General features: G+C 62.9%; 21 protein-coding genes and 1 tRNA gene. 9 read left to right on the forward strand and 13 right to left on the reverse strand.

Features of this window, described 5'->3' with window-relative positions:
• Positions 1–343 precede the first annotated feature (343 nt).
• Together KVT37_RS00685 and KVT37_RS00690 are read left to right on the forward strand one after the other, a co-directional pair.
• Positions 344–428: transfer RNA gene (locus KVT37_RS00685), tRNA-Leu, on the forward strand.
• Positions 429–763: 335 nt separating this feature from the next.
• Positions 764–1,690, forward strand: coding sequence for a hypothetical protein (locus KVT37_RS00690; RefSeq protein ID WP_217568671.1), 927 nt, complete (start codon positions 764–766; stop codon positions 1,688–1,690).
• Positions 1,691–1,738: 48 nt separating this feature from the next.
• On the opposite strand, the gene KVT37_RS00695 is transcribed toward KVT37_RS00690, so the two are convergent.
• Together KVT37_RS00695 and KVT37_RS00700 are read right to left on the reverse strand one after the other, a co-directional pair.
• A complete protein-coding gene (locus tag KVT37_RS00695; RefSeq protein WP_217568672.1) occupies positions 1,739–2,320 on the reverse strand; it encodes a GDYXXLXY domain-containing protein in 582 nt (193 codons plus the stop codon).
• Positions 2,317–3,435 (reverse strand): DUF2157 domain-containing protein, encoded by a 1,119-nt coding sequence (locus KVT37_RS00700; RefSeq protein WP_217568673.1) that lies wholly within the window; start codon positions 3,433–3,435, stop codon positions 2,317–2,319. Before KVT37_RS00700 ends, KVT37_RS00695 begins: the two co-directional genes overlap by 4 nt.
• Before the next feature lie 302 nt (positions 3,436–3,737).
• Here KVT37_RS00700 and KVT37_RS00705 point away from each other — a divergent pair, with 302 nt between their 5' ends.
• The 6 genes from KVT37_RS00705 to KVT37_RS00730 all read left to right on the forward strand — a co-directional run bounded on the left by KVT37_RS00705 (position 3,738) and on the right by KVT37_RS00730 (position 7,054).
• Positions 3,738–3,878, forward strand: a complete 141-nt coding sequence (locus KVT37_RS00705; RefSeq protein WP_006335194.1) for a DUF1127 domain-containing protein — start codon at positions 3,738–3,740, stop codon at positions 3,876–3,878.
• A 51-nt stretch (positions 3,879–3,929) separates the two neighbouring features.
• Positions 3,930–4,070 carry a DUF1127 domain-containing protein gene (locus KVT37_RS00710; RefSeq protein WP_084508100.1) on the forward strand — a complete coding sequence of 47 codons (141 nt, stop codon included), beginning with the start codon at positions 3,930–3,932 and terminating at the stop codon, positions 4,068–4,070.
• A gap of 398 nt (positions 4,071–4,468) precedes the next feature.
• Positions 4,469–5,878: a methylenetetrahydrofolate--tRNA-(uracil(54)-C(5))-methyltransferase (FADH(2)-oxidizing) TrmFO gene (gene trmFO / locus KVT37_RS00715; RefSeq protein ID WP_217568674.1), complete on the forward strand. Its 1,410-nt coding sequence runs from the start codon at positions 4,469–4,471 to the stop codon at positions 5,876–5,878.
• Between the two features lie 3 nt (positions 5,879–5,881).
• The gene (locus tag KVT37_RS00720; RefSeq protein WP_217568676.1) at positions 5,882–6,391 is read left to right on the forward strand and encodes a hypothetical protein; all 510 of its coding nucleotides are present in this window, start codon (positions 5,882–5,884) and stop codon (positions 6,389–6,391) included.
• 65 nt (positions 6,392–6,456) lie between these two features.
• Complete coding sequence (locus KVT37_RS00725) at positions 6,457–6,747, forward strand: type II toxin-antitoxin system ParD family antitoxin (protein ID WP_217568678.1); 291 nt, start codon at positions 6,457–6,459, stop codon at positions 6,745–6,747.
• On the forward strand, positions 6,731–7,054 hold the full coding sequence (locus KVT37_RS00730) for a type II toxin-antitoxin system RelE/ParE family toxin (RefSeq protein WP_217568679.1): 324 nt from the start codon (positions 6,731–6,733) through the stop codon (positions 7,052–7,054). The genes KVT37_RS00725 and KVT37_RS00730 overlap by 17 nt, the downstream gene beginning before the upstream one ends.
• A gap of 8 nt (positions 7,055–7,062) precedes the next feature.
• Here KVT37_RS00730 and KVT37_RS00735 read toward each other — a convergent pair whose 3' ends face one another.
• From KVT37_RS00735 to yajC, 7 genes are all read right to left on the reverse strand, one after another.
• Positions 7,063–8,013, reverse strand: a complete 951-nt coding sequence (locus tag KVT37_RS00735; protein WP_217568681.1) for a sterol desaturase family protein — start codon at positions 8,011–8,013, stop codon at positions 7,063–7,065.
• Entirely contained in the window at positions 8,013–8,438 is a 426-nt protein-coding gene (locus KVT37_RS00740) for a hypothetical protein (RefSeq protein WP_217568683.1), read from the reverse strand. The genes KVT37_RS00735 and KVT37_RS00740 overlap by 1 nt, the downstream gene beginning before the upstream one ends.
• A gap of 82 nt (positions 8,439–8,520) precedes the next feature.
• A complete protein-coding gene (locus KVT37_RS00745) occupies positions 8,521–9,369 on the reverse strand; it encodes a phytoene/squalene synthase family protein (protein ID WP_217568685.1) in 849 nt (282 codons plus the stop codon).
• Positions 9,370–9,759 (reverse strand): Mth938-like domain-containing protein, encoded by a 390-nt coding sequence (locus KVT37_RS00750; RefSeq protein WP_217568687.1) that lies wholly within the window; start codon positions 9,757–9,759, stop codon positions 9,370–9,372.
• A gap of 113 nt (positions 9,760–9,872) precedes the next feature.
• Positions 9,873–12,428, reverse strand: coding sequence for a protein translocase subunit SecDF (secDF, locus tag KVT37_RS00755; RefSeq protein ID WP_217568689.1), 2,556 nt, complete (start codon positions 12,426–12,428; stop codon positions 9,873–9,875).
• A gap of 89 nt (positions 12,429–12,517) precedes the next feature.
• Complete coding sequence (locus KVT37_RS00760) at positions 12,518–13,531, reverse strand: hypothetical protein (RefSeq protein ID WP_217568691.1); 1,014 nt, start codon at positions 13,529–13,531, stop codon at positions 12,518–12,520.
• 50 nt (positions 13,532–13,581) lie between these two features.
• Positions 13,582–13,917, reverse strand: coding sequence for a preprotein translocase subunit YajC (gene yajC / locus KVT37_RS00765; protein ID WP_217568693.1), 336 nt, complete (start codon positions 13,915–13,917; stop codon positions 13,582–13,584).
• 266 nt (positions 13,918–14,183) lie between these two features.
• Here yajC and KVT37_RS00770 point away from each other — a divergent pair, with 266 nt between their 5' ends.
• Positions 14,184–15,056, forward strand: a complete 873-nt coding sequence (locus tag KVT37_RS00770; protein WP_217568695.1) for an ATP-binding protein — start codon at positions 14,184–14,186, stop codon at positions 15,054–15,056.
• A 100-nt stretch (positions 15,057–15,156) separates the two neighbouring features.
• Here KVT37_RS00770 and KVT37_RS00775 read toward each other — a convergent pair whose 3' ends face one another.
• From KVT37_RS00775 to serS, 4 genes are all read right to left on the reverse strand, one after another.
• Positions 15,157–16,677 carry a peptidoglycan DD-metalloendopeptidase family protein gene (locus tag KVT37_RS00775; protein WP_217568697.1) on the reverse strand — a complete coding sequence of 507 codons (1,521 nt, stop codon included), beginning with the start codon at positions 16,675–16,677 and terminating at the stop codon, positions 15,157–15,159.
• Positions 16,678–16,936: 259 nt separating this feature from the next.
• A complete protein-coding gene (locus KVT37_RS00780) occupies positions 16,937–17,590 on the reverse strand; it encodes a protein-L-isoaspartate(D-aspartate) O-methyltransferase (protein ID WP_217568699.1) in 654 nt (217 codons plus the stop codon).
• Positions 17,587–18,345: a 5'/3'-nucleotidase SurE gene (gene surE / locus KVT37_RS00785; RefSeq protein ID WP_217568701.1), complete on the reverse strand. Its 759-nt coding sequence runs from the start codon at positions 18,343–18,345 to the stop codon at positions 17,587–17,589. Before surE ends, KVT37_RS00780 begins: the two co-directional genes overlap by 4 nt.
• Positions 18,346–18,349: 4 nt before the next feature.
• Complete coding sequence (gene serS / locus KVT37_RS00790; protein ID WP_217568703.1) at positions 18,350–19,654, reverse strand: serine--tRNA ligase; 1,305 nt, start codon at positions 19,652–19,654, stop codon at positions 18,350–18,352.
• Between the last annotated feature and the right edge of the window lie 76 nt (positions 19,655–19,730).

The following is a 19,730-nucleotide window of genomic DNA, read 5'->3' on the forward strand; positions in this document are numbered from 1 at the left end:
CCTAGAACCTTTGTTTTCAACAATGAGACTGCCAAACGGTCCTAGCCGTTTACAGCCTGCCGGTATGATGTTGCCGGAAATGGCTTTTGGTACGGAACCTGGCGATTTGACCGCTAACGCGGTTCAAACTCCCTTGAACTACGCCTTGCCAGATGCGAATAAGTCTTTGTTTTTCCTATAACTTTTCACATCTTGCAGAAGCGGAAACTCACGTTCCGTCACATTCGACACGCCTTTTGTCACAGGCTAGGCCAATTTTCAACTATCTTCGCGTCTAGCCGGATAAGCATGATCTGAGCCCCGACATTGACAGAATGATGGCTACATGGGATTGCCGGGGAAAGCGGATGTGGCGGAATTGGTAGACGCCCTGGATTTAGGTTCCAGTGCCGAAAGGCGTGGGGGTTCGAGTCCCTTCATCCGCACCATCCTTCGCTCTGACCAGCTTCGGGTGGCAAGCCACCTGGAGCTCGCTAGAGCGTAGGGTGTCCTCCGAAGCCGTGGAGAAGGTGGACCGGCACCAACATCCCCTGACAGCGCAAACGAGCCCCTTATACTCGGGTAGACAACGCTGCCTTCGCGCATCCGACGCACTTGAAATAGCCCATTAACAGGTTCTTAGTTGCAACAGGCAGGTTGGGGGCTCTGTCAGGTTGTGCGCGTAGTTTCTTTAGTTCTGGGGATCGGGTCAGCTCTCGCGGCGGCAACGTCCCAGGTTGAGGCTTTGGAGTACACTCCGGCTTCTCCTCCGGGTCAGCGGCCAATGCTCGTTGTCTCCGGTGAGTTCGACGCCAATGAGTCCCTGAACGGCTTTAACCGCGCTGTTGCGAGCAGCGGGGCCAAGGTGATTATATTCAACTCCCCCGGCGGCAACGTCGGCGGAGCCATTCGGTTGGGGCGTATGATCCGCGCAGCCGGGTTGGACACGCTTCAGCTTCGCCAATTGCAGTGCGCTTCAGCTTGCTCGCTGGCTTTCCTGGGCGGCATCCACCGTTTCGCCGAACCAGATTCCATCGGCATTCATCGGGCGTTTCTCAAACCGGCTGACGGGATGTCCACCCAAGAAGCGGAGGCCCGTGTCCAGCTCGGAACGGCCGCAATCACATCCTATGTCGTCGAGATGGGAGCGGACCCCAAGCTGCTGGAATTGGCCGCGAGCTATGGCAAGCATGACTTAAGATATCTATCGGCCAACGAAATGGCTGAGTTGCGTGTGACCAATGTCGCGGTGAACCAGTCGCCCGCAGATACATCGCAGGTGCCAACGAGGCCAAACCCCGCCCCGGTATCTGTGCCTGCACCCGACGCCAGGCAACAGCCGGAGAGCATTGCGGTCGCCTTCGTCCGGAATCTCATCGAGCACCATGGCGACAACGACGATTTCGCTCTTGCCCAGGTCCAGGCGTCCTACGCTCCCAAGGTCGACTATTATGGCAAGCCAACCAGCTTGAGGTCGATCATCCAGGACAAGAGGAACTACTACAAGCGATGGCCCAATCGCGTGTCTAACGTCCGCGATGAAAGCATTGCGGTCACCTGCGCCGACGATCGCTGCACGGTCTCCGGCGTCTACGACTGGGTTGTGCGCAGCCCTTCGAAGCAGGAAAAAGGCGCAGCCAACTTCAGCTATACGATATCGATCGGTCCCTATCCCAAAATCATCGCGGAGACCGGCAATATTCAACGGTAACCGAGACCATCATACGGGCTGTCGCTGACGCCAAGGCCCTTAAACGCCCTAATATAGCGGCTCCTCGAACAGCGTCTTGTCGCCATCCATCAGCGCCTTGATCTGCGCCGTGCCGTTGGCCGAGAGCGCCAGCTTGATGCCGAACGGCCGCACGCGAATCTCGTCCTGGATCGTCACGCCCTCGCCTTCCGGCAGGTAGAAGCGGTCGATCCCGTAGTCCGGCGCGACCGTCGCGTCCGCGTCACGCAGACCCCAACCTTCGGCGACGCGTCCGGCAATATCGGCCTCGTCCGGGCCGGCCGGCGCCGGCGCCTGGCCGAACCAGGCGGTGGTCGGCTGCCAGTAGCCGTCAGCGCCCTTCTTCAGCCGCACCACGATCGATGTGTCGTCGCTGGAGAGCTTGCCCTCCGGAATGTTGGCGATCAGCTTCACCGGGATCCGCGAAATGTTGTTGTTGAGCGAGATATAGTCGCCGCGCAGCAGATCGCGCGGATCGACGGGCTGCACCTTCAGAAGCACTTCCTTGCCGTTGCGCAGGATGGCGGCGCGGCCGGCGATGATCCAGCTGAGAAAGCCGATCTGGACAAGTGCCAGCACCAGCGCCGAGACGATCAGTTTCTTGCCGGTCATGCGGTTGCTCCTGTCCCGGCGGGCGCTTTCATGCGCTTTTCGATGCGGATGATGACCAGCGCCAGAATGCCGAGCAGCACCGCCGCCGCCAGGAAGAAGCCCGCCGTATCCAGCATCGACTGCAAGGTGACGCTGTAGATGATGGCGAGTTCGAAGGCGAAGCCGGCATAGGCCAGCCAGCGCAGCCCCCTGCTCTCGCGGCCCGCCAGCATGATTGCCGCCACGATGCCGGCCAGCGCTGCGATCGAGGCGACGGCAAAGCCGCTGTTGTAAGTGCTTTCATCGGCCAGATCGAACTGGATTATCGCCACGCCGGTGAGGAAGCCGAACAGGGCATGCAAGGGCAGCCGGCCGCCAAGCTGAAGGATCCTGTCGACCGGATCGCCGGCAAAGACGGAAGCAGCAAAGAGCAGGGCCGAGACGATGGCCAGCGACACGCCCACCGGCAGCGTGTTGTGATCCGTCGCCAGCAGCACCAGATAGAGAATGACCGACAGTACTAGCAGGTGACGCGCGGCCTGGCTGCGCGTCCAGAACGAAATGGCGAACAGGACGATCGCCACGACGATGAAGAGATGCGGAATTTCCGCCCGCCAGTAGAAGCCGAAGCCCTTGAGCACCAGCCATGCGTCGGCAATGCCGATCGCCGCCACGGTCAGCGGGTTCGAACGCAGCGCCACGGCAGCTAGCGCGGTGCCGGCGCACCAGGTGAGCAGCGCCGAGGTCTCGTCGCCCGAAAGGTGGTACATCTGGCCGATCAGCGCGATCGATCCGCCGAAGGCCGCGGCGGCAACGATCCACAGCGCTTCGCCGATCGCTGCGTGGTCGCGCGTTTTCAGCACCGCACCGCCGACATAGCCGCCAAGGATCAAGGCAAAAAGTGCCGCCACGCGCAGCAGACGCGGGAACGCCTCCCAATTGGCAGCGACGAAGATCAGGATCGCGGCGCCGAACAGAAGTGCCGCCATCATCGCCAGGATCGAGCCGAAGCTCAGGGACGCGCGCTCATTGGCGGCGACGTCGCGCGTCAATGCATCCGCCGTGGCAGGATCGATCAGCCCTGCCTCGCGCCAGCGGGCGATATCCGCCCTTACCCGTGTCGCATAGCCCGCCATGCTTTTCCCCCGAGCCTAGAGCATGATGCCGAAAAGTGTGAAGCGGTTTTCGGACGACATCATGCTCCGCTTTTTTGATTTAAGAGCCATTTCCTTAGCCGGAACAGCCAAACCGTTGACGCGGCGGCATTTTTCCGATTCGGCCTTCATTGTGACGCAGGCGTGAATAGCCGTTAATGTTGCATTGCACAATTTGCATTGCTGCCATGCGCCAACAGCACTTTTAAACCGATATTATCCCACCTATTTTCTGTTCGTACACAAACGGAATGATCCGAACCAAAGACGAAACGAGAACTACCATGAACCTGATCCGCAACTACCGCAACTGGCGCCGCTACCGGGACACCGTCTCCGAGCTGAGCCGCCTGTCGAACCGTGAACTGACCGACCTCGGCATCAGCCGCAGCGACATCCACTACGTCGCCCGCAAGGCGGTCTAATCCGCTTCGGGCCGCAAATGGTCCGAACCAGTTTTGAAGAGAGTAACGACAATGAACCTGATCCGCAGCTATCGTAACTGGCGCGTCTACCGCGACACCGTTACTGAGCTGGGTCGGCTTTCGAACCGCCAGCTCCATGATCTCGGCATCGTTCGCGACGAGATCAAGATGGTCGCCCGCAAGGCGATCTAAGTAAGGAATTTCGCCAGGGTCGACCTCCTCCCCGACCCTGACGAATACGGTCAACCTTCACCTCCTCCCGAGGGTTGACCACCGAAACGGCGCCCGCCGGACCTCCTCCCCCGGCGGGCGTTGTTCAGCAGTGAACGTAGTTCGTCTTCCAAGCGAACGAAGTTCGTCTTCCAGGGGTTTCGCCCCCTCTAAAAAGCGAAAGGAATTTCGTCAAAGCCGACCTCCTCCCCGGCGATGACGAATTAGGTCGATCTTCACCTCCTCCCGAGGATCGACCAACAAAACGACACCCGCCGGACCTCCTCCCCCGGCGGGTGTTGTTGTTTCTGGCGCAGGCACCCGCGCCCGTTCTCAGCCGGCAATTGCAATCGCGTTCTCAAGCGACTATTCCGGCGCTCATGAGCAAAAATCCCGTACACGTCATCGGCGGTGGCCTCGCCGGCTCCGAAGCCGCTTGGCAGATTGCGCAAGCCGGCGTTCCGGTCGTTCTGCACGAAATGCGCCCGGTGCGCGGCACCGATGCGCACAAGACCGACGGTCTGGCCGAGCTCGTCTGCTCGAACTCCTTCCGCTCCGACGATGCCGAAAACAACGCCGTCGGCCTGCTGCATGCCGAGATGCGGTTGGCAGGTTCGCTGATCATGAGCGCCGGTGACGCCAACCAGGTGCCGGCCGGCGGCGCGCTGGCGGTCGACCGCGACGGCTTTTCCGACGCGGTCACCGCGAAGATCGAGGCGCATCCGTTGATCACGATCGAGCGCGAGGAAGTGCCCGGACTGCCGCCCGCGGACTGGGACCAGGCGATCATCGCCACCGGTCCCCTGACGGCGCCCTCGCTGGCGCAGTCAATCGCCGAGGCTACCGGCGCCGATGCGCTGGCCTTCTTCGATGCGATCGCGCCGATCGTGCATTTCGACACGATCGACATGAACACTGCATGGTTCCAGTCGCGCTACGACAAGGTCGGCCCCGGCGGCACGGGCAAGGACTACATCAACTGCCCGATGGACAAGGATCAGTATTTCGCCTTCGTCCAGGCGTTGCTCGACGGGCAGAAGACGGAATTCAAGCAGTGGGAAGGCACGCCCTATTTCGATGGCTGCCTGCCGATCGAGGTGATGGCCGAGCGCGGCGTCGAGACTTTGCGCTACGGGCCGATGAAGCCGATGGGGCTGACCAACGCCCACAATCCGACGGTCAAGGCCTATGCCGTCGTGCAGCTTCGCCAGGACAATGCGCTGGGCACGCTCTACAACATGGTCGGTTTCCAGACCAAGCTGAAGCATGCCGAGCAGGTGCGCATCTTCCGCACCATTCCGGGGCTCGAAAATGCCGACTTCGCCCGCCTCGGCGGCCTGCACCGCAACACCTACATCAACTCGCCGACGCTGCTCGATCCCTCGCTGCAGCTGAAGTCGCGGCCGGGCTTGCGCTTCGCCGGCCAGATCACCGGCTGCGAAGGCTATGTCGAAAGCGCCGCGATAGGCCTGCTCGCCGGCCGCTTCGCCGCCGCCGGGCGGCTCGGCCAGGCGCCATCGCTGCCGCCCGCGACCACCGCCTTCGGCGCGCTGCTCAGCCACATCACCGGCGGCCACATCGTCTCGGACGACGAGCCCGGCAAACGCTCCTTCCAGCCGATGAACGTCAATTTCGGCCTGTTCCCGCCGGTGGAAGCGCCGAAGACCGAAGGCAAGCGCCTGCGCGGCAAGGACAAGACGGTGGCCAAAAGGCACGCGATCACCTCGCGCGCGCTGGCCGATTGCAGGCAATGGCTGGGGCTGCCGGCGCGGGCCGAGGCAGCGGAGTAGTCCGTGGCCAAACGCTCCGGGATGCCGCAGCTTCTGCCGCCGGGTTATCAGACAACCGGTGAACCCTTCACCGGCAACTACGAGATCATGTGGAGCATCTACATCAGATGCAACAACCTGCGGAAACTTCGCGAGGTCCACATACCAGCGCTCGAGGCGCTTATCGGCCAGCCGCACGGCGGTAAGGGCTGGACAATCGAGAAAGAGGAAGACAGCGACCCGAACTTGCAGAGGATCGTTGCGTTGCAGCAGCTAGGTGGGCCCTATACCGATCAGTTCCTCCTTGATTTCATGAAGACCCTTTATCGCCTGGCACCGTTCTGGAGCATTCAGGCCCGCCTCGACCCGTCACACCCGCATGGCGCCTATGTCATGGCCCGATTTTCGCGAGATGCACCTGGTTCCGAGGCGCCGGCTGTTGTCGACGCTCTGGTAGAACTAGAGGCCAATTTCACCGACGCAATGGGCGGTGAATCAGGGCGCTACCTCGGCTCCGGTCAGCGCATCAGCTAAATAGCTCTAGGTGTTTGACCTGCCGGGAGTAGGATACTATCCTACTCCCATCCAGGAGTGCTGCCATGGAATCCGCCGAAAAACTGTCTATCACCGTCACGCCGGCCATGGCCCGCATGATCCGCGAAAAAGTCGAGGACGGCTCCTTCGGCTCCGCCAGTGAAGTGATCCGCGCCGCGCTCCGCGCCTTCCAGCGCGAAGAAGAAGAGCATGCGGAACGCATGGCCTCGATCCGAGCGCGGGTGAAGGCTTCGCTTGAGGACAAGAGGCCTAACGTTTCAAGAGAAGAGGTTCGTGCCCATCTTCAGGGGCTTTTTGCCGAGTATTCGAGCTCCGACGATGATTCATCGGCTTGAAGTCGAATACCGTCAAAGCGCGAGAGACGATCTTGCTAACATCTTCAAACACATAGCCGAGGCGAGCGGAAATCCTCAAGTCGCCCTGAAATTCGTTCTGCGCATAGAAGATCGCTGCCAAAGTATCGGCAACGCCCCTCGCGGCGGCCGCTTGCGCGACGACATCGCACCGGGGCTAAGAACCGTTCCTTTTGAGCATTCAGCCGTCATCGCCTACGTGAGCGAGGGCGATGCTGTTTATGTCGTCAACATCTTCTACGGCGGCCGCGACTTTGAAGCGCTGATGCGCGGCGGCGACCCGTCCTGACAGGCCGACTACTCCGCCGGCTCTGAGGCCGCGCTTGGCAACCCCGGCTTCCCGGCCTCTCCCGGATTCCGCCGCACATAAGCCGCCTTCAGCGTCTCCGACGTATCGCGCGAGCCATCATGGCTCCAGCCGGGCGGCTGGATCAGATAGTTCAGCCGCTGGCTGAGCGTCAGGCCCGGCGCCAGCGCGTCCTTGAACATGCCGATCCATTCATGGAAGGCGACCTTCAGCGGGTTGAAGGTGCCGATATTCTTGACGATGCCGTAGCGCGGCCTGTCCTCCTCCAGTTCCTCGACGAAGGTGCCGAACATGCGATCCCAGATGATCAGCGTGCCGGCATAATTGGCGTCGAGATAGCGCGGATTGGTGGCGTGGTGGACGCGGTGGTGCGAGGGCGTGTTGAAGACGAATTCGAACCAGCCCCACATCTTGCCGATCGTTTCGGTGTGGATCCAGAACTGCCAGACGAGGTTGAAGCCGAAGACGAAGGCGATCACCGCCGGATGGAAGCCGAGCAGCACCAGCGGCGCCTGCAGCACGAACATGAAGGTGAACAGCCCGGTCCAGCTTTGCCGAAGCGCCGTCGAGAGGTTGTAGTGCTGGCTGGAATGATGATTGACGTGCTCGGCCCAAACCCAGCGCACCCGGTGCGCGATGCGGTGATAGACGTAGTAGCGCAAGTCATCGAGCAGGAAGGCGGCGACGAACACCCAGACCGACAGGCCGAGATTGAAGAAGCGGAACTGCCATAGCCACAGCAGCGCCCAATAGGACACGACGCCGAGCAGCAGGCCGGCGACGACGTTGCCCGTTCCCATCATCAGGCTGGCCAGCGTATCGCGCGTCTCAAACGATCCCTTGGCGCGGCCGGTGCGCACCAACCAGAGCTCGATCAGGATCGCCGTTACGAAGAACGGAATGGCAAGCTGGGTGACCTGCGGGAAATTATACTCGTCCATCACGCCGCCTTTCGGATTTGATCGCGGCCTTGCAGCGCCGCCGCTATGGCCAGCGCATCGGCTTCGTCGGCAAAGACGAACCTGCCGCCTTTCCAGGTGAAATCATTCGGCCGCAGCGAGACGACATTGCCTTCCCTCACCAGTGCCAGAATGTCGTGCGGCGAGACGATGCGCGTCAAAAAACAGTCGCCGATGCTGTGCACGATGCCGCAGCGCCGTGGGCCAAGATCGAGGAAGGCCGCATGGTTGTCGGCTGTCAGCCGTACGGTGCCCGGCTTTTCGTCAGGAAAATCCTCGGCAAAGCGTGCGAGCGCCTGACCGGCGCCAGCAAGCGTCGCGTTTGTCGTGCCGCCGGTGAAATGCACGGCCGCGACCGACAAGGCGATGCCGAACACGACAAGGACGACCAGGACGGGCAGGCTCATGGAAAGGCGGGCTCCTCCGGTGGCTCGCATTTCTTTGATGCGAGTCCACGCGACAGAACCCCTAGCACGATTGACGTTTACGTCAAAGGGGTGTCCAGCCTCGCATCGCATGACGCAGGAGCAACCAGTGCCGGCGCAAGGTGGAGAGCGTCGCCGTTCTACCAAGCGGCGACCAGTGAGTCGTCTCCATCTTGTCGAGATAGGCGCGGGTCAGCGCCAGCGGCAGGAAAGCGGGCCGCAGCGACACGGGGAGCGCCGGCGCGCCTTTCTCGAAAGCGCCGAGATGTTCCCGAGCCAAGGCGATCATCGCGCCTGCTGCCCGCTCCGCGCCAGCCCCGCCCTCGCCCTTGATGAACTCTTCCGGTGTCGTGCCGGCAGCCGCGAGGATATCGGCGGGCACAAAGCACTGCCCGCGCCGGCGATGCAGCGGCAAGAGCAACAACAGGCCTGTGATCGCCTGGGCGCAGCCTGCCCGGCCCGCCAGTTCGGCAAAGCCTGGCGCCGCCACCGGATCGAGCATCATGGCCGCAAGCTGGATCAGTGCCGCGGCCGTCTCCCCGCAATAGCCTTCGAGGTCGGTCCGCGACGGCATCGGATCGTCATAAAGATCGAAGATGCGCGCCTCGAGCATGTTGTCGAAAGCGGTCTTCGGCAGCTTGTTGGCGGCGATCGTCGCGCGCAGCGCATCGGCGGTCGGGTGGCCTGTTTCCGCATCCCCGTCGGCCATGATGACGTCGCGCCACCATTGCAGCCTGACCTCCCCCGGCAGCGGCTCGTGGATGCGGTCGCGCACGCCGGCGATCTCGGCGTTGAAGGCATAGAGCGCTAACAGCGCATCGCGCCTGTCGGCCGGCGCATAGAGCGCCGACAGATACCGGTCATGGTCGGCGGCGCGCACCGCATTCATGACGATGTCAGATATGCCGGCCATTCAGTCGACGGCGATCAGCGCCGCAGCCACGGCGCGGTCTTCGGCCAAGAGCACATTGTAGGTCCGCACCGCCGCTCCCGTCGACATCGGGTCGGCGGAGATGCCTGCCTCCTTGAGCGCGGCGCGCAACGCGGCCGGCAGCGGCCGCAGATCCCTGCCCATGCCGACCAGCAGGATCTCCACCTTGCCGGCCTCGGCGAACAGCCTGTCGAAGTCCGAGGCCTTCAGCGCCAGCGGATCGGCTGGCTCCCAGCCATGGATGCCCGACGGCAGGACGAGCAGCGATCCGCGATGCGACATGTCGGCAAAGCGGAAGCCGCCATTGCCATAGGCTTCGATCGGCGCCTTGCCCGGGAAATGCGCCTCGCGGATGATGATGCCTTTGGCCATCGGTCTAGAGCATGATCCCGAAAAATGGGAGCCGGTTTTCGGACAAGATCATGCTCCAACAAAGGTTAGATCAGGGTGACGGTTCAACGAAACGCCAACCTGATCTGGCGGCGTCAGGTCGTCAGGGCCTTGCCGTTCACCGGCTTCTTGTCCTCTTCCGCCGCGGCCTGCGGCCGCAACTTGAACAGGATCAGCAGCGGCGCGGCGATGAAGATCGACGAGTAGGTGCCGAACACCACGCCGAACAGCATCGCCAGCGTGAAGGAACGGATGACCTCGCCGCCGAACAGCACCAGCGCCAGCAGCGCCAGGATGGTGGTGACCGAGGTCAGCGTGGTTCTCGACAGCGTCTCGTTGATGGCGTTGTTCAACAGCTGCGGCAGCGGCATCTTCTTGTATTTTCGCAGATCCTCGCGAACGCGGTCATAGACCACGATCGTGTCGTTCAGCGAATAGCCGATGATGGTCAGGATCGCCGCCAGCGATGACTGGTTGAACTCCAGACCTGTCAGGACGAAGAAACCGATCGTCATCACCACATCGTGCACCGTGGCGACAATGGCGCCGACCGCGAACTGCCATTCGAAACGGAACCAGACATAGAGCAGGATGCCCACCAGCGCGATCAGCATGGCGATCGTGCCCTGCTTGGCGAGCTCGCCGGAAACCGTCGGACCGACCACTTCGACGCGGCGGAAATCATACTGGTCCTGCAGCTCGCCCCGCACCTTGTCGATGACGGTCTGCTCGGCATTCTCGCCGGCGTCCTGCGTGCCGACGCGGATCAAGACGTCGTTCGGCGCGCCGAACTGCTGAACCTGGATTTCGCCGATGTTGAGCTCTGACAGCCGGTTGCGGATGTCGCCGAGGTTGGCGTCGCCCTGCTTGGACTGCACCTCGATCATCGAGCCGCCCTTGAAGTCGATGCCGTAATTGATGTCGATGGTCAGGAACCCGACGACCGACAGGATCGACAAGAGGCTGGACAAGGCGAACGTCCAGCGGCGGATGCCCATGAACGGGATCTTGGTGCCTGGCGGAATGAAGGTGACCGGCGCCCGCGGCAATTCCTTCGGGCGGGCGCGGCGCAGCCAGATCGACACCAGCATGCGGGTGAAGGTGAAGGCGGTGAAGACCGTGGTCAGAATGCCGATCGCGTAGGTGATGGCAAAGCCCTTGACCGGGCCCGTGCCCAGCCAGAACAGCACGACGGTGGCGATCAGCGAGGTGACGTTGGAGTCCACGATCGTCGCCAGCGCCTTGGAGAAGCCGGTGTCGATCGACTGGATCACCGAGCGGCCGTTTCGTCGCTCCTCGCGGATGCGTTCATAGATCAGCACGTTGGAGTCCACCGCCATGCCGATGGTGAGCACGATACCGGCGATACCGGGCAGAGTGAGCGTCGCCCCCAGCAAGGACAGCAGCGCCACGATCATCGCCACGTGGACGGCCAGCGCGATGTTGGCGAGGAAGCCGAGGAAGCCGTAGGCGACGAACATGAAGGCGACGACGAGGATCGAGCCGATCAGGCCGGCCACTTTACCGGCATGGATCGAGTCCTGGCCAAGGCCTGGACCGACGGTGCGCTCTTCGATCACCGTCAGCGTCGCCGGCAGCGCGCCGGCGCGCAGCAGCACGGCGAGATCGTTGGCGCTCTGCGGGGTGAAATTGCCGGAAATCTGGCCGCTGCCGCCAAGAATCGGCTCGTTGATACGCGGCGCTGATATCACCTGGTTGTCGAGGATGATGGCAAACGGCCTGCCAACATTCTGCGCCGTGGCTTGGCCGAAGCGGGTCGCGCCCTTTGAATCGAAGCGAAACGAAACGACGGGTTCGTTGTTCTGCGAATTATAGGTCGCCTGCGCGTCGACCAGGTTTTCGCCCGAAACGATGACGCGGTTCTCGATCAGATAGGGAACCGGCGGATCGTCCTGCGAATAAAGCACGGAGGAGCCTGCCGGCGGACGGCCCTTCAGCGCGTCCTGCACCGGCATCGACAGGTCGACCATCTGGAAGGTGAGCTTCGCGGTCTGGCCGAGGATTTCCTTCAGCCGCTGCGGATCCTGCAGGCCCGGCACCTGCACCAGGATGCGGTCATCGCCCTGGCGCTGCACGATCGGCTCGGTGGTGCCGAGCTCGTTGACGCGCCGCTCGACCACTTCGATCGACTGCGTCAGCGCCGTCGACGTGCGGTATTTGAGGCCGGCGTCGGTGACGGTGAATTTGAGCAGGCCTGGCTCGGATTCATCCAGCGCCATCTCCTGGATCGAGCCGCCGCTGAACAGGCCGGCGGCCACCGGATCGGTCAATGGCTTCAGAACCTTCTTGGCCTGGTCGAGCTGCGTCGGATCGGTGATGCGCACCTGCACGGTGCGCCCCGAGCCGGAAAGCCCGGTGTAGTTGATCTTCGGGTTGGCGTCGCGCAGCAGCGTCCTGATCTCGTCGCGCGTCGTCTCCATCCTGTCCTTGATCAGATCGTTCTGATTCATTTCGAGCAGGATGTGCGAGCCGCCCTGAAGGTCGAGGCCGAGCGTCATCTGCCGCTTCGGCACCCAGCTCGGCAATTGCGCAAGCATGCTTGCCGGGAAAAGATTGGGCGCGGCGAGGATCACTGTGATGGCCACGGCGAGCCAGATCAGGATCATCTTCAGGCGCGAGAAATAAAGCATTCGTTCTTATCCGTTCAGGCGTACAAGCGGCAGCGTTCCGCCATCGGCTTGGTTGTCGTCTATCGTCGTCAGTTCAACCACGGCCGGCCCTATCGTGCTTCCTCGAGGATTGTCAATCTCGCGGGCAGCGCGCCAGTGCGAAACAATAGGGCAAGTTCCTTGGCGCTTTCGGCCGTGAAATTGCCTGATATCTGCACGGTGCCATGCTCGATCGGCTCCCGGATGATAGGCGCGGAAATCACTTGGCCGTCCAAAATTACAGCAAATGGCTTGCCGATATTCCGCGTGGTCGCCCACTTGAAACGTTCCGTACCCTTGGAATCGAGCCGGAATGCGACGACAGGCGCGCCAGCGGCAGCGTCCTGTGTTGCATTGGCGTCCAGCACACTCTCGCCGGCAACGATTACCCGGTTTTCGACAAGATAGGGAACTGGCGGATCGTCCATCGTATAAAGGACCGACGATCCCGCGGGTGGACGGCTGTTGATCGCGTCATCAGCAGGCATCGACGTGTCGACCAGTTGGAAACTCAACCGCCCTTGCCGGACGAGAATCTGCGCCAAGCTATGCAAATCCGCGACGCTTGGCGCTTGTATGAGTATCCCCTCGTCCGTCAATTGGATCGCGGCATCGGCGATGCCAAGTTCGTGCAGCCGATTTTTGATAATCTCAATCGACTGCGCGAGCGCTGCGGATGTTCGATACTTCGAACCTGCATCCGTCATTGTGAACTTCAACAGGCCAGGTTCGCTGTCGTCCAGTGCAAATTCCTGGACCGGGCCTTCCTTGTCGGCGACGGGGTCAAGCAAGGTCTTGAGTGCCGCCTTGGCAGCCTCGACCTGCGCCGGATCGGAAATGTGCACCTGCACGGCGCGGCCCGATGCGATCAGGCCGCTGTAGTTGATCCTAGGCTCGGCATCGCGCAGCAACGTCCTGATCTGGTCGCGCATCGCTTCGGCGCGGCTGCTTCTCAACTCATCCGTATCCAGGTGAAGCAGAACATGTGCGCCCGACACCGATGCGGAAACAGCCGACGCGCCGAAGATCATCGAGACCAGGGCAAGCCCGATCAACATGACCTTCAGGCGCGAAAGATAAACCATATGTTGCCGTTCGTCGGAGCCCTGCCCGCGGCCATTGCCGCCGGCTTCGCTTACTTCTTGGCGTTCTGGTTCGCCACCGGCTCGCCCTTGACGCGCACGTCCGAGATCGTCGAGCGCAGAGCCGTCACCTTGGTGCCGCCAAGGTCGATCTCCAGCTCATTGTCGTCGATCACCTTAGTCACTTTGCCGACAAAGCCGCCGCCGGTCACCACCGTGTCGCCGCGGCGCACCGCAGCCAGCATCTCCTGACGCTTCTTCAGCTGCGCGCGCTGCGGCCGGATGATCAGAAAATACATGATCACGAAAATCAGGACAAACGGCAAAATCGAGATGAACATGTCTGGCGAGGCGCCGATGCCTTGAGCGTATGCCGGGGTAACGAACATCAAGAAACTCCTGGGTGGTGAAATACCGCCGCGGCGGCCCCGCGAAAATTTGGCCGGAATATAGTCGCTAACGTTGCCAATGCAACTGCGCTGCGAGCCCAATCCGTTGCTTTTCCAGCCGTTTGCGGCGTGCTAGAGCGTCGCAGCGGAGCGGCTTCGAGGCCACCGGAAAGATCATGCTCCAACAAAAGCTTGGGCTTGGTTCTTGCAGCGATGTCGTGGAAGCTGCTCCCACACGCTGAAATGCCTCAACGAAAAGACCCCCAATGACCGACAGCCTGGACGCCTTGAACAAGAAACTCGACCGCCTGATCGAGGCGGTTTCCCGCCTCGCAACGCCGCCCGTCCCGGAGACCGATCTCGGCGTCGCCGACTGCTTCGTCTGGCAGGCTGAGCCCGGCTTTCTGGAGCCGGTGCGCAAGGTCAACCGCGTCGATATCGGCCTGATCCGCGGCGTCGACCGGGTGCGCGACATCCTGCTCGACAACACCGAGCGCTTCGCTTCCGGCTACGCGGCGAACAACGTGCTCCTATGGGGCGCGCGCGGCATGGGCAAATCATCCCTGGTCAAGGCCGTGCATGCCACCGTCAACGCCACCGACAAGCTCGACCGGCCATTGAAGCTGATCGAGATCCACCGCGAGGACATCGACACGCTGCCGAAGCTGATGGGCCTCCTGAAGGCCGCTCCCTATCGCTTCATCCTGTTTTGCGACGACCTCTCCTTCGACCATGACGACACCTCGTACAAGTCGCTGAAGGCGGCGCTCGAAGGCGGCGTCGAAGGCCGGCCCGCCAACGTCATCTTCTATGCCACGTCGAACCGGCGCCACCTGTTGCCGCGCGACATGATCGACAATGAGCGCTCGACCGCCATCAACCCTTCCGAAGCGGTTGAGGAAAAGGTCTCGCTTTCCGACCGTTTCGGCCTTTGGCTCGGTTTCCACAAATGCTCGCAGGACGAATATCTCGACATGATCGACGGCTATGTCCGCTATCATGGCCTGACGATCGACCCCGAGCAGCTGCGCGCCGAGGCGCTGGAATGGGCGACGACGCGCGGCAGCCGTTCCGGCCGCGTCGCCTGGCAGTTCACGCAGGATCTGGCCGGCCGCCTCGGCAAGCCGCTGAAGGACTGACCGAGTACCTTCGCCCGACTGAAAAAGCCCGCTCCTTGCGGAGCGGGCTGAAGACGGCGGGCCGGACTGGAGGTCAGACGGCCCGCAAACGGTTCTTGTTCTATTCGAGATAGCCGCTCGGATCGACCGGGGCCGAGTTCTTGCGCACTTCGAAGTGCAGCTTGGGCGAGTCGGTGGTGCCGCTCATGCCCGACAGCGCGATCTCCTGGCCGCGCTTGACCTTCTGGCCGCGCTGCACCTCGATCGAGCTGGCATGGCCGTAGACGGTGACCAGGCCGTTCTCATGCCGCACCAGCACGGTGTTGCCGAACTCCTTGAGGCCGTCGCCGGCATAGATGACGACGCCGTTCTCGGCCGCCTTGATCGGCGTTCCCTCCGGCACCGCGATGTCGACGCCGTCCTTGCCGGAACCGAAGCCGGAGATCACGCGGCCGCGCACCGGCCAGCGCATCTTGCCGATGCCGGTCGCATCGGGCGCCTCGGCATTGTCGTCCTCGGCCTGCTGGATGACCTTGGCGTCCTTTTTCGGCGGCGTGTAGGAGGCGAGCGTCTCGGTGGTCTTGGCCGCGGGCGGCGTCGTTGCCGTCGTCACCGGATCGACCGCTGGCTTGGCGGCCGCCGGCTTGGCGGCTGCCACCTGAACGGTGCCGCCGGCCGGAACCTTGAGCGTCTGGCCGATCTTGAGCAGGCCAGCCTGCATGCCGTTGGCCTGCTTGAGCGCCACGACGCTGACGCCAGTCTTCCTGGCGATCGACGACAGCGAGTCACCCTGCTGGACAGTATAGGTGCCTCCGGCGCCGGCCGGCTTTGCCTCGGCGACCTGCGGCGCGGGCTTCGGGTTCTTGGAACCTGCGGCAGCTGCCGATGTGTCGACCTGGGCAGCCGACTTGCCGTCCTTGACCTTCGGCTGCTGCGGCAGCACCGCGACCTTTTCAGGAGCAGGCTGCTTCGGCGCATTCGCCGGCTTGCCTTCAGCGACCTTCGGCTCGGCCTTGCTCGAATAGGCGTAGGCGGGGATGACGATCTTCTGGCCGGACCGGATACCCTTCTTCGGGTCGATGCCGTTGACCTTGGCGATGGCGTCGGCCGGCACGCGGTAGTGCGCCGCCAAGCCTGAAAGCGTCTCGCCGTCCCGGACGACGATTTCGGTCGCATGCGGCGCGGCGCTTGCGTTGCGGACCGCGTCGGGCTCGGCGGTCTTGAACGGCTTTGCCGGCGCAACCGTGCCGGTGGCCGTTCTGTCGAGATGCGGCGCGGGTGCAAGCGCCGGAGCAGGTGCGAGCGCGGGAGCCGAAGCGGTGCGCATCGGCTTGGCGGCAGTCGGCGCCGACGGAGGCGGCAGCTGCTGCGCCGTGACCGGCTCGAGACTGGAGCGGCTCACCGACTGGGTGTGAGTGCCGTCAACCGGCGCAGGCGCCACCGTGTCGCCCGGATAGGGCTGGTCGGCATTCTGCTTGTTGATGATGGAGCGCTGATTGTTGGTGGACGATGTGAAGACATCATCGACACCGTTGAAGCGCATCGACTGGGAACTGCACCCGGCCGCCGCGCCGGCAATCATGAGGACAGCGCAACCGCGCGCCAGATTGCGTCTGTTTGCTTTCAAATGATTGAATTGCATCGCACTAACCCGCACAGACCCGGTACAAACTGGTCCTTATTAAAGCGCGTTAATGTTACTGGCCGGTTAACCCCTTAGAATCCGACGAAAATTTTCTTAAAACATTTTGGGCATCTGGGGCGAGCTGAGATTCAGGTCAGCCCGAGTCGAGAACGGTGGTGTCCGAGAACCGGAGCGGAGCGTACTAACAGTACGTGAGCACCGGAAGCGCAGGAGACCATCATTCGCAGGCCGGGCTCACCTGAATATCGGCCCGGCCCTAGATCACCGCCGCGACGCTGCGCAAGATCGGCTGCAGCCTGACCATGCCGATATCCTCGCGCTCGAAGCGGCTGCCGACCTTGGTGAGCTTGGCCAGCACCTGCTCACCCTCCTCCGGGCCGATCGGCGCGATGACGATGCCGCCGCTCGACAGTTGGTCGAGCAGGAAGCGCGGCAGGCTGTCGAAGGCCGCCCAGGCGACGATGCGGTCGAACGGCCCCTCATTGGGCAGGCCGTTGGATCCATCGGCCTGGCGGGCGATGATGTTGCTGATCGCGAGCGCCTCGAAGCGCTGCTTTGCCTGCTCGGTGAGCGTCTTGTAGCGGTCGACGGTGATGACGCGCGCCGCAAGCCGCGACATGACCGCTGCCGTGTAGCCCGAGCCGGTGCCGATCTCGAGCACGCGGTTGCCCGGCTCGATGTGAAGCGCGGCGATCACCGCAGCCTGAAGATCGGCCCCCTCGATCGCCTCGCCGCATTCGATCGGCAGCATGCCGTCCGACCAGGCGATCACGTGGAACTGCGCCGACAGGAAGCCGCGCCGCGGCGTCGCCTCGAAGGCGGCGACCAGCGGCTTCGGCGCCGTGCCCCTGCCCCGCAGCCTGAGCAGGAAAGCGGCAAACCCTTCGCGGTCGTCGAGACCCGTATTCATGCCAATGCCTTGGTCAGTTGGTCGCGCAGTTCATGGGCGGTGAGGTCAAGCTGCAGCGGCGTCACCGACACCAGCCGGTTGCGCATCGCGTAAAGGTCGGTGCCCTTCTTGCCTTCGACCGGCTCGCGGCCGAAGCGCAGCCAGTAGTAAGGCAGGCCGCGCCCGTCGCGGCGCTCGTCGACCCACAGGCTGTGCACCAGCTTGCCCTGCGCGGTGACGACGGTGCCTTCGACTTCGTCGGGCGCGCAGTTCGGGAAATTGACGTTGAGCAGCACGCCTTCCGGCAGCGGCGTTTCCACCAATCGCTTGAGCAGCGCCGGCGCCAGCGCCTCGGTCGTCTCGTAAGGAACGACGCGATCCTCGCCGACATAGGAATAGGCCTGGCTCACCGCGATCGAGCGCACGCCAAGCAGCGCGCCTTCCATGGCGCCCGCCACGGTGCCTGAATAGGTCACGTCGTCGGCGATGTTGGCGCCGGAATTGACGCCCGACAGGATGAGGTCCGGCGGTCCGGGCAGGATCTTTTTCGTGCCCATGATGACGCAGTCGGTCGGCGTGCCGCGCACGGCATAATGCTTCTCGCCGATTTTGCGCAGCCTGAGCGGCTCCGAGATCGACAGCGAATGCGCATAGCCGGACTGGTCCTGCTCCGGCGCGACCACCCAGACATCGTCCGACAGCGTGCGGGCGATGCGTTCGAGCGACGCCAGCCCCTCGGCATGAATGCCGTCGTCATTGGTCAGCAGGATGCGCATGGATTCACTTCGGACCGATCTTGACCAGACCACCCATGTAAGGCCGCAGCACTTCAGGAATGGTTACGCTGCCATCCTCATTCTGGTAGTTTTCGATGACAGCTATAAGAGCCCGGCCGACCGCCGTGCCCGAGCCGTTGAGCGTGTGGACGAAGCGATTGCCCTTGCCGTCCTTGTCCTTGTAGCGGGCATCCATGCGCCTGGCCTGGAAGTCGCCGCAGACCGAGCAGGACGAGATTTCGCGATAGGCGTTCTGGCCGGGCAGCCAGACCTCGATGTCGTAGGTCTTGCGCGCGCCGAAACCCATGTCGCCGGTGCAGAGCGTGACGGTGCGGAACGGCAGGCCGAGCCGCTTCAGCACCTCCTCGGCGCATTGCGTCATGCGTTCATGCTCGGCGAGCGAGCTTTCCTGGTCGGTGATCGACACCAGCTCGACCTTGTAGAACTGGTGCTGGCGCAGCATGCCGCGCGTGTCGCGCCCGGCCGAACCCGCTTCCGAGCGGAAGCACGGCGTCAGCGCCGTGTAGCGCAGCGGCAGTTTTTCATGTGCGGTGATCTCCTCGCGCACGAGATTGGTGAGTGGCACCTCGGCGGTCGGGATCAGGCCGAGCCGCCCGTCGCCATGCGGCGTGAAGAACAGATCCTCCTCGAATTTCGGCAGCTGGTTGGTGCCGAACAGCACCTCGTCGCGCACCATCAGCGGCGGCTGGATCTCTTCATAGCCGTGCTCGGTGGTGTGCAGGTCCAGCATGAACTGGCCGAGCGCGCGGTCCAGGCGCGCCAGTTGGCTCTTCAGCACCGTGAAGCGCGCGCCGGACAGTTTTGCCGCCCGCTCGAAGTCCATCATGCCGAGCGCTTCGCCGATCTCGAAATGCTCCTTGACCCAGTTCGGGCGCGTCGGCACCTCGCCGACGAGGCGCTTGACGACATTGTCATGCTCGTCCTTGCCGACCGGCACGTCGTCCAGCGGCACGTTGGGCAGCACCGCAAGCGCGTCGTTCAGCGCCTTGTCGAGCTCGCGCTCGCGCGCCTCGCCGTTCTGGATGAACGACTTGATGTCGCTGACTTCGCCCTTGAGCTTTTCGGCAAGTGCCGCATCGCCCGAGCGCATGGCATTGCCGATCTCCTTCGAGGCGGCGTTGCGGCGCTCCTGCTTGACCTGCAATTCGCTGAGATGCGAACGCCGCGCCTCGTCCTTGGCAACCAGGTCGTCGACCGTGGACTGCGCGTCATCCGCCGACCACGAGCGCTTCACCAGCGCCTCTACAAGGGCCTTCGGGTTGTCGCGAATCCATTTGATATCAAGCATGATCGATCCTCAAAGTAAGGATCGAGGGCGTAAACCGCATCCGCCATCGATGCAAGACGGCGGCTATGCCGTCCGT

Origin of the sequence: Mesorhizobium sp. GbtcB19, assembly GCF_019091085.1 — a bacterium.
Taxonomy (GTDB): domain Bacteria; phylum Pseudomonadota; class Alphaproteobacteria; order Rhizobiales; family Rhizobiaceae; genus Mesorhizobium.

Bases quoted from the DNA above. Each gene is read 5' to 3' on its own strand.
- KVT37_RS00690 (WP_217568671.1), top strand. From the start codon at position 764: ATGCTCGTTGTCTCCGGTGAGTTCGACGCCAATGAGTCCCTGAACGGC.
- KVT37_RS00695 (WP_217568672.1), bottom strand. From the start codon at position 2,320: ATGACCGGCAAGAAACTGATCGTCTCGGCGCTGGTGCTGGCACTTGTC.
- KVT37_RS00700 (WP_217568673.1), bottom strand. From the start codon at position 3,435: ATGGCGGGCTATGCGACACGGGTAAGGGCGGATATCGCCCGCTGGCGC.
- KVT37_RS00705 (WP_006335194.1), top strand. From the start codon at position 3,738: ATGAACCTGATCCGCAACTACCGCAACTGGCGCCGCTACCGGGACACC.
- KVT37_RS00710 (WP_084508100.1), top strand. From the start codon at position 3,930: ATGAACCTGATCCGCAGCTATCGTAACTGGCGCGTCTACCGCGACACC.
- trmFO (WP_217568674.1), top strand. From the start codon at position 4,469: ATGAGCAAAAATCCCGTACACGTCATCGGCGGTGGCCTCGCCGGCTCC.
- KVT37_RS00725 (WP_217568678.1), top strand. From the start codon at position 6,457: ATGGAATCCGCCGAAAAACTGTCTATCACCGTCACGCCGGCCATGGCC.
- KVT37_RS00730 (WP_217568679.1), top strand. From the start codon at position 6,731: ATGATTCATCGGCTTGAAGTCGAATACCGTCAAAGCGCGAGAGACGAT.
- KVT37_RS00735 (WP_217568681.1), bottom strand. From the start codon at position 8,013: ATGGACGAGTATAATTTCCCGCAGGTCACCCAGCTTGCCATTCCGTTC.
- KVT37_RS00740 (WP_217568683.1), bottom strand. From the start codon at position 8,438: ATGAGCCTGCCCGTCCTGGTCGTCCTTGTCGTGTTCGGCATCGCCTTG.
- KVT37_RS00745 (WP_217568685.1), bottom strand. From the start codon at position 9,369: ATGGCCGGCATATCTGACATCGTCATGAATGCGGTGCGCGCCGCCGAC.
- KVT37_RS00750 (WP_217568687.1), bottom strand. From the start codon at position 9,759: ATGGCCAAAGGCATCATCATCCGCGAGGCGCATTTCCCGGGCAAGGCG.
- secDF (WP_217568689.1), bottom strand. From the start codon at position 12,428: ATGCTTTATTTCTCGCGCCTGAAGATGATCCTGATCTGGCTCGCCGTG.
- KVT37_RS00760 (WP_217568691.1), bottom strand. From the start codon at position 13,531: ATGGTTTATCTTTCGCGCCTGAAGGTCATGTTGATCGGGCTTGCCCTG.
- yajC (WP_217568693.1), bottom strand. From the start codon at position 13,917: ATGTTCGTTACCCCGGCATACGCTCAAGGCATCGGCGCCTCGCCAGAC.
- KVT37_RS00770 (WP_217568695.1), top strand. From the start codon at position 14,184: ATGACCGACAGCCTGGACGCCTTGAACAAGAAACTCGACCGCCTGATC.
- KVT37_RS00775 (WP_217568697.1), bottom strand. From the start codon at position 16,677: ATGCAATTCAATCATTTGAAAGCAAACAGACGCAATCTGGCGCGCGGT.
- KVT37_RS00780 (WP_217568699.1), bottom strand. From the start codon at position 17,590: ATGAATACGGGTCTCGACGACCGCGAAGGGTTTGCCGCTTTCCTGCTC.
- surE (WP_217568701.1), bottom strand. From the start codon at position 18,345: ATGCGCATCCTGCTGACCAATGACGACGGCATTCATGCCGAGGGGCTG.
- serS (WP_217568703.1), bottom strand. From the start codon at position 19,654: ATGCTTGATATCAAATGGATTCGCGACAACCCGAAGGCCCTTGTAGAG.